At 73.5% G+C, this 8051-nt stretch carries 6 protein-coding genes; 4 read left to right on the forward strand and 2 right to left on the reverse strand.

Annotated elements, in window-relative coordinates:
- Positions 1 to 94: 94 nt before the first annotated feature.
- Together ftsL and rsmH are read right to left on the reverse strand one after the other, a co-directional pair.
- Positions 95 to 706 (reverse strand): cell division protein FtsL, encoded by a 612-nt coding sequence (ftsL, locus tag ACFSL4_RS32935; RefSeq protein ID WP_381091165.1) that lies wholly within the window; start codon positions 704 to 706, stop codon positions 95 to 97.
- A 198-nt stretch (positions 707 to 904) separates the two neighbouring features.
- Positions 905 to 1843, reverse strand: a complete 939-nt coding sequence (rsmH, locus tag ACFSL4_RS32940; protein ID WP_381091183.1) for a 16S rRNA (cytosine(1402)-N(4))-methyltransferase RsmH — start codon at positions 1841 to 1843, stop codon at positions 905 to 907.
- 503 nt (positions 1844 to 2346) lie between these two features.
- Between rsmH and ACFSL4_RS32945 the strand changes: the two genes are divergently transcribed.
- The 4 genes from ACFSL4_RS32945 (at position 2347) to ACFSL4_RS32960 (ending at position 8048) form a co-directional block, all read left to right on the forward strand.
- Positions 2347 to 2892 (forward strand): beta-class carbonic anhydrase, encoded by a 546-nt coding sequence (locus tag ACFSL4_RS32945; RefSeq protein WP_381091167.1) that lies wholly within the window; start codon positions 2347 to 2349, stop codon positions 2890 to 2892.
- 271 nt (positions 2893 to 3163) lie between these two features.
- On the forward strand, positions 3164 to 4192 hold the full coding sequence (locus ACFSL4_RS32950) for an AAA family ATPase (protein ID WP_381091168.1): 1029 nt from the start codon (positions 3164 to 3166) through the stop codon (positions 4190 to 4192).
- Complete coding sequence (locus ACFSL4_RS32955; RefSeq protein WP_381091170.1) at positions 4192 to 5547, forward strand: DUF58 domain-containing protein; 1356 nt, start codon at positions 4192 to 4194, stop codon at positions 5545 to 5547. Before ACFSL4_RS32950 ends, ACFSL4_RS32955 begins: the two co-directional genes overlap by 1 nt.
- Positions 5544 to 8048 (forward strand): transglutaminaseTgpA domain-containing protein, encoded by a 2505-nt coding sequence (locus ACFSL4_RS32960; RefSeq protein ID WP_381091172.1) that lies wholly within the window; start codon positions 5544 to 5546, stop codon positions 8046 to 8048. The genes ACFSL4_RS32955 and ACFSL4_RS32960 overlap by 4 nt, the downstream gene beginning before the upstream one ends.
- The last annotated feature ends 3 nt before the right edge of the window (positions 8049 to 8051 follow it).

Genomic DNA, 8051 nt, shown 5'->3' on the forward strand with positions numbered 1-8051 from the left:
GCACCCGGGGCCGGGCGGCGCCGGGCACCGGGGCGCGCGGGCCGGGCGGGGCCGGGCACGCGGCGGCGTGGCGGTTCCCTGTCGGACACTTCCGTCACCTGCCGGGGGTCGTGGAAAGGGCTGCGGGCGGGGTGGAGGACTCGGCCGTGCGACGGGCCGCCGAGTCGGCGGCCGGCGACAGCAGCGGCGCCGTGCCGCTCGGCGACGTCGACGGCGGCAGCGATGTGCCGGACGGCGTGGCCGCCGGGTCCTGGGACGGTGGCGGGGACGCCGTCGTGCCCTCGTCGGGGCCGAGCGCCCCGGGCGAGCCCTCGTCCCCGGTGCTCGCCGCGGACTGCTGGGCGGCGGCCTCTGGGACACCCCTGACGGTGCCGTCGGGGTCGAGGAAGGCGGGGTCGCCGCCGGGGACCATGCCGAGTTCGCGGGCGCGGCGCTGCAGGGCGTCGGGGGCCGAGTAGGCGTCCACGTCCCGCTGCAGGGCCTGCTCCTCGTCGGTGAGGTTCTTGGTCTCCCGCTGCAGGTCTTCGAGCTTGAACGCGCCTTCGCTGAGCGCGGAGTTCAGTAGGAGGAGCCCGATGAGCCCGCCGCCGAGCAGCAGCACGACGAGCAGCACGAAGGGGGTACGGGCGGCGGCCTCGGCGCCGCGCACGGGAATCAGCCGGGCCAGCCGGGCCGCCCGCCCCCTGAGTTCGGGTCTTCTGCTCACACGCCCTCCCGCCTCGCGTGCGCCCCGGGTCCGCGGCTCACTCGACCACCCCTTCCGTCCGGCTCACCCGGCTCGCTCCCGTCCGGCCCACTCGGCGTCCGGCCCACTGGGCGTCCTCCGTCCCGCTCACCCGGCGTCCCGGCGTCCGGCTGACCCGGTGTCCCGGCGTCCGGCTGACCCGGTGTCCCGGCGTCCGGCTCACTCGATGTCCTCGCGGATGCGCTCGGCGCCGCGCAGGCGCGCCGGCGCCGCGCGCCGGTTCTCGGCCACCTCGTCCTCGGTGGGAAGTTCGGCACCACGTGTGAGGAGCTTGAGCCGGGGCTGGTGGTGCTCGGGCACGACCGGCAGGCCGGGGGGTGCCGTGCTCGCGGCGCCGGCTGCGAGCACCTGCTTGACGAGGCGGTCCTCGAGCGAGTGATAGGAGAGCACGGCGATCCGGCCGCCGACGGCAAGCGCCTTGACGGCCGCGGGGATCGCCCTCTCCAGGACGGCGAGTTCACCGTTGACCTCGATACGGAGCGCCTGGAAGGTGCGCTTGGCCGGGTTGCCGCCCGTCCGTTTGGCCGCCTGCGGCAGCGCGTCCCGGATCAGCTCCACGAGCCGCGCGCTGTTCGTGAACGGCTCCTTCCGGCGCTCGCGCACGATCGCCGACACGATCCGCTTGGCCTGTTTCTCCTCGCCGTAGGCCCGGAGGATCCGCACGAGTTCGCCCGCCGGGTAGGTGTTGAGGACCTCGGCGGCGCTGATGCCCGTCGTCTGGTCCATGCGCATGTCGAGGGGGGCGTCCTGCGCGTACGCGAAACCACGCTCCGCCTCGTCGAGTTGCATGGAGGAGACGCCCAGGTCGAACAGCACGCTCTGGACGCGTGGAACGCCGAGCCGCTCGAGCACGTCGGGGAGTTCGTCGTAGACCGCGTGCACCAGCGTGACGCGCTCCCCGAAGGGGGCGAGCCGCTCCCCGGACAGGCGCAGCGCCTCCTTGTCACGGTCGAGCCCCACCAGCCGGACCTCGGGGAACCGCTTCAGCAGCGCCTCGCTGTGCCCGCCGAGTCCCAGGGTGCAGTCGACGACGACGGCTCCCGGCTCGGTCAGGGCCGGAGCCAGCATGTCCAGGCACTGCCGGAGCATGACGGGCACATGGCGGCCGGCCGGTCGCCCGCCGCCGTTGTCGGAAAGCGCATCGCGCCCTGTCACTTCGGGGCCTCTCGGATCCGGCGCGGCCGGTGCGCACCGCCGGGTCCCCGCCCTCTCCCGGCTGACGCCGGGGGTTCCCCGGTGAAGAGGTCGCCCGCCGGCGCCGGAAGCGTCAGCCCACCGGGAGCGGGAGGAGGCCGAGCCGTACGTACGCGCCGCGCACGCGGGGAGAAACCGGCGGTGCCGCCGGGCTCTCCGGGTGAACAGTCCGCGGGGAGAGCGTCTCGCCTCCCGCTTCGCGTCACTTTAGTCCACCCTGTCTCGCGGTCAATCAACCGGCCTGCGCGTCGCGCACCCGACCCGTCGCCGAGGCACGCAGTGCGCAGATTCACCCGTCCGGCGGCGTTTCACTTTCCGTGTGGGTTGCGTCACAACAAGCCTCGATGATGTTCTTTGTGCCCTCTCACAGCAGGCCCGGACCGTCTGTGACCAGTACCGTCATGGGTATGACGACTTCTGCATCCGTTCCCCCCGGCCCCGAAGGCGCCATACTCGGCGGCACCGTCACGGACCGCCTCGTAGAGGCCAACGAACGCTACGCCGCCACGTTCAGCGACCCCGGGATGGACGCCCGTCCCGTCCTCCACGTCGCGGTCGTGGCCTGTATGGACGCCCGGCTCGACCTGCACGCCGCGCTCGGACTCGAACTCGGCGACTGCCACACCATCCGCAACGCGGGCGGCGTGGTCACCGACGACGTGATCCGCTCCCTCACCATCAGCCAGCGGGCGCTCGGCACCCGCAGCGTCGTTCTCATCCACCACACCGGCTGCGGTCTGGAGTCCCTCACCGAGGACTTCCGGCACGAACTGGAGATGGAGGTCGGCCAGCGGCCCGCCTGGGCGGTCGAGGCGTTCCGCGACGTCGAGCAGGACGTACGGCAGTCGATGCAGCGCGTGCGCACCTCCCCGTTCCTGCTGCACACGGACGACGTGCGCGGCTTCGTCTTCGACGTGAGGACGGGACTGCTGCGCGAGATCGACCCCGCCTGACGACGCGGTTCGCACCCCGGTTGCCACCTCGCACCCCCTTCACCGAACAACCATTCGGACAAGAATCCCGGCCCCGCTGCGCCGAAAAGGCCGTAAAGGCCGACATCTCGCGGCCAGTTATCCACAGGCGAGTGACACGAACCGGTAACGGCCACAAGAATGCGGGGGTGGCGTCACGCGGAACAATTCCCGCGTGGTGTCGGTAATTCGGGGTGGGCCGGTCCGCATCGCAAGCGTCGGCCCGGAGAAAGAACGGGCCGAGGAGGGCCGGGTGACGACCTATGACGATCGAGCGAGCCTTACTGATCTGACCGCCACTGTGGAGCGTGTCCGCAGGTCGGTGGAAGGAGTGATCGAGGGCAAGCCTGAGGTCGTACGGCTCTCGCTGACCGTGCTGCTCGCCGAGGGCCATCTTCTGATCGAGGATGTCCCCGGCGTCGGCAAGACCATGCTCGCCAAGGCGCTGGCGCGTTCCATCGACTGCTCGGTGCGGCGCATCCAGTTCACGCCCGACCTGCTGCCCTCGGACATCACCGGCGTGTCCATCTGGGACCAGCAGCGCCGGGACTTCGAGTTCAAACCGGGCGCGATCTTCGCCCAGATCGTGATCGGCGACGAGATCAACCGCGCCTCGCCCAAGACCCAGTCCGCGCTCCTGGAGTCGATGGAGGAGCGCCAGGTCACCATCGACGGCCAGACGTACACCCTGCCCAGCCCCTTCATGGTGGTCGCCACCCAGAACCCGGTCGAGATGGAGGGCACCTACCCGCTGCCCGAGGCCCAGCGCGACCGCTTCATGGCCCGTGTCTCCATCGGCTATCCGAGCCCGGACGCCGAGCTGCAGATGCTCGACGTCCACGGCGGGGTCAACCCCCTGGACGATCTCCAGCCGGTCGCGCACGCGCACGAGATCGTGAAGCTGGTGGAGGCCGTCCGGGGCGTCCACGTCGCGGATACCGTCCGGCGCTACGCGGTGGACCTGGTCGCGGCCACGCGCACGCATCCCGACCTCAGACTCGGCGCGTCGCCGCGCGCCACCCTGCACCTGCTGCGCGCGGCCAAGGCCGCCGCCGCCCTCAGCGGCCGGGAGTACGCGCTGCCCGACGATGTGCAGTCCCTAGTCGTGGCGATCCTGGCCCACCGCCTGCTGCCCACCGCGCAGGCCCAGCTGAACCGGCGTACGGCGGAGCAGGTCGTCGAGGAGATCCTGCAGCGCACCCCGGTGCCCGCGACGCCCCAGCAGCAGTCCGGCCTGGGCATGGGCCAAGGCTACGGTCAGCAGCCGCCCCGGAGGCCGTGATGGCGCCCGGGACGGCGCACCCCGCGGAGCGCGACGCAGGCGGGCTGCGCACCGTGTTCGCCGGGCTGACCACGCGCGGGCGCTCCTTCCTGGCCGCCGGTGTCGCCGCCGCCGTCTGCGCCTACGTCCTCGGCCAGAGCGATCTGCTCCGGGTCGGTCTCCTGCTGGCGGCGCTGCCGCTGGTCGGCGCGACCGTGCTGTACCGCACGCGTTACCGGGTCGCGGGCAGCCGCCGCCTCTCCCCCGCACGTGTGCCCGCCGGTTCGGAGGCCCGGGTCCATCTGCGGATGGACAACGTCTCGCGGCTGCCCACCGGGCTGCTGATGCTCCAGGACCGGGTGCCCTACGTCCTCGGGCCGCGCCCCCGGTTCGTCCTGGACCGGGTGGAGGCGGGCGGCCGCCGCGAGGTGTCGTACCGGGTGCGCTCCGACCTGCGCGGCCGCTATCCGCTCGGCCCGCTCCAGCTGCGCCTCACCGACCCCTTCGGGATGTGCGAACTGACCCGCTCCTTCTCGACGTACGACACGCTGACGGTCGTCCCGCGCGTGGAGCCGCTGCCGCCGGCGCGGCTCACGGGCGAGGCGATGGGGTACGGCGACGGGCGGCAGCGCTCGCTGGCGCTGGCCGGCGAGGACGACGTGATCCCGCGCGGCTACCGGTACGGCGACGACCTGCGCCGGGTGCACTGGCGCTCCACCGCGCGCTACGGCGAGCTGATGGTGCGCCGCGAGGAGCAGCCGCAGCGCGCCCGGTGCACGGTACTGCTCGACACCCGGGGCATCGCCTTCCACGGCGCCGGCCCGGACTCGGCCTTCGAATGGGCGGTCGCGGGCGCGGCGTCCACACTGGTGCACATGCTGGAACGCGGCTTCTCCGTACGGCTGTTGACCGACACGGGCACCTCGGTGCCCGGTGAGGGCGCGGACGGGTTCGCGGGCGCGAGCCAGGAGTCCGCGGACGCGGCCGGACTGATGATGGACACGCTCGCCGTGATCGACCACTCGGACGGCGCGGGCCTGTCACGCGCCTACGACCTGCTGCGCGGCGGGAACGAGGGCCTGCTGGTGGCCTTCTTCGGCGATCTCGACGAGGAGCAGGCGGCGGTGGCCGCCAAGATGAGCAGGCGCAGCGGCGGCGCACTCGCCTTCCTGCTGGACGGCGAGGCCTGGGGGCGTGAACCGGCCGATGTGCCCGGTCCGTCGGACCGGAGCGAGGAGCGGCTGCGCATGCTGCGCGAGGCGGGCTGGACCTCGCTGATGGTGCCCCGGGGCGTCTCGCTGGCGAAGCTGTGGCGCGAGGCGGACCGGCAGCGCACGGGCGCGGGTGCCATCGGCGGCGTGGGGGGACGGTCATGAGCGGAAGGGCCCGGCTGGCGCTGTGCGCCGCGGCGGCGACGCTGATGACGTCGTGCGCCCTGCTGCCGCTGGTGACGCCGGCGACCTGGCTCTTCCAGGCGGCGGTCCTGGTGGCGGTGCAGACCGGGGTGGGCGCGCTCACCCGGCGGGTCCCGCTGGCCCGTCCGCTGACCGTCGCCTGCCAGGTGGTGGCCGGCCTGATGCTGCTCACGCTCACCTTCGCCCGTGAGCAGTCCATCGCCGGGTTCATCCCCGGCCCGGACGCCCTCCACCACTTCGGGCTGCTGCTGCGGTCGGGCGCGCAGGACGTCGGGCGGTATGCGATCCCGGCGCCGCTGACCCCCGGGATCCGGCTGCTGATCGTCGGCGGGGTCCTGATGATCGGGCTTCTGGTGGACACGCTGGCGGTGACGTTCCGCGCGGCGGCGCCGGCCGGACTGCCGCTGCTCGCGCTGTACTCGGTGGCCGCGGGCCTGTCCGACGGCGGCACCGACTGGCTGTGGTTCCTCGTCGCCGCGAGCGGCTATCTGGTGCTGCTGCTGGCCGAGGGCCGCGACCGGCTCTCCCAGTGGGGCCGGGTCTTCAGCGGCGGTCCCCGCGCTGCGGGCGCGGACACCGGCGGCGTCGTCGCCCCCGTCCGCACCGGGCGGCGCATCGGAGCGGTCGCGCTGGGGATCGCCCTGGTGGTGCCGCTCGCCCTGCCCTCGCTCAAGGGCGGGCTGCTGGACGGCGCCCGCACGGGCGTGGGGGCGGGCATCGGCGACGGCGGCACCATCTCCGCGGTCAACCCCCTGGTGTCACTGCGCGACAGCCTGAACGTGAACGAGGACCGCCAGGTCATGGCGTACCGCACCAACACGCAGGACACGCGGGACATGTACCTGCGGATCGTCGCCCTGGACGACTTCGACGGCACGACCTGGAAGCCGGCCCAACGGCGCATCATCGCCGTGCCCGACGCGCTTCCCACGCCGCCCGGTCTCGCGGGCGACGTGCGGCGGACCGAGATCGAGACGAGGATCTCGGCCGCCGGCTGGTACGCACAGGACTGGCTGCCCATGCCGTACCCCGCGACGCGTGTGAAAGTCGACGGCAGGTGGCGGTACGAGCCGGTCGGCCGCACGCTCGTCGGCGACCACGGGCAGAACACACGGGGCGTGCAGTACGACGTGAAGAGCCTGATCGTGCAGCCGACCGCGAACCAGCTGGCCACGGCGCCGGCACCGCCGGCACCGCTGCAGCGCGAGTTCACCAGGGTGCCCTCGTCGCTGCCGGCGGTGGTGGCCCGAACGGCCCGCCAGGTCACAGCCGGGTCGTCGAACCACTACGAGGAGGCGGTCAAGCTCCAGGAGTACTTCGCGGTCAACGGCGGGTTCACCTACGACACCCGGGTGCAGGTCGGCACCGGGCCGGGCGCGATCGCCCGGTTCCTCAAACAGAAGCAGGGTTTCTGCGTGCACTTCTCCTTCGCGATGGCCGCGATGGCACGCACGCTGGGCATACCGGCGCGGGTCGCGGTGGGTTTCACCCCGGGCTCCGTGCAGACGGACGGTTCGATGTCGGTGGGGCTGCGGGACGCCCACGCGTGGCCGGAGCTGTACTTCGAGGGCGTGGGCTGGACCCGCTTCGAGCCGACTCCGAACCGTGGGTCGCCGCCGTCGTACACCCAGTCGGACACACCGAGCGGAAGCGACCCGGTCGCGCCGCGGCCGTCGCTGTCGTCGTCCACGGCGCCGTCCGCCGCGCCGTCGGCGAGCAGGAGCTGCACGCCGGCGATGCGCAAGCTCCAGGCATGCCCGAGCGAGTCCTCCCCGGCCGCGGCGGCCGCGGGGGACGGCGGACCGCCGTGGTACCAGATCCTGACGTGGACGCTGCTCGGGCTGGTCCTGCTCGCGGTGCCGCTGGCGCCGATGCTGTGGCGGTTCAGGAGCCGGTCTCTGCGACTGGCCTCCGCGCAGCACGCACCGTCCGCTCTCCCACCGGCCCGTCTGGGTCACGGGGAGCGCGGGGCCGGTGAGGGGTACACGGCTGGGATCGGGATGACCGTCCTGCCGGACGGGGCTGCCACGGACCTGGGCGCCGAGGCCGCCGTGGGGCACGCCCTGGCCGTGTGGCGTGAGCTCATCGACACGGCGTGGGACTACGGCATACCGCCGGACGACGCGCTGACCCCGCGGAGGGCCGCCGAGCGGATCGTGCGGCTCGGCCGGCTGGACGCCGCGACGGCCGAGGCCGTGCACCGGGTGGCCGGCGCGGTGGAGCAGGTGCTCTTCGCCCCGCAGCCGCGCTCCGCGCCCGGGCTGGCCGACGATGTGCGCAGGCTGCGGGCGGCCCTGCGGTCCACGGCCGGCCGGCCGACGCGGCTGCGTGCGGTCCTGGCGCCGCGCTCGGCCGTACGCGCCGTGTGGGCCCTCAGCGACCGGTGGGGGAGCCTCAAGGCTCGCTGGTCGGCGCGCTGGGTCGCCCTGACGCGGCGGCTGTCCGGGCAGCGGAGCGGCTGACGC

Source organism: Streptomyces caeni (genome assembly GCF_042678285.1).
Lineage (GTDB): Bacteria > Actinomycetota > Actinomycetes > Streptomycetales > Streptomycetaceae > Streptomyces > Streptomyces caeni.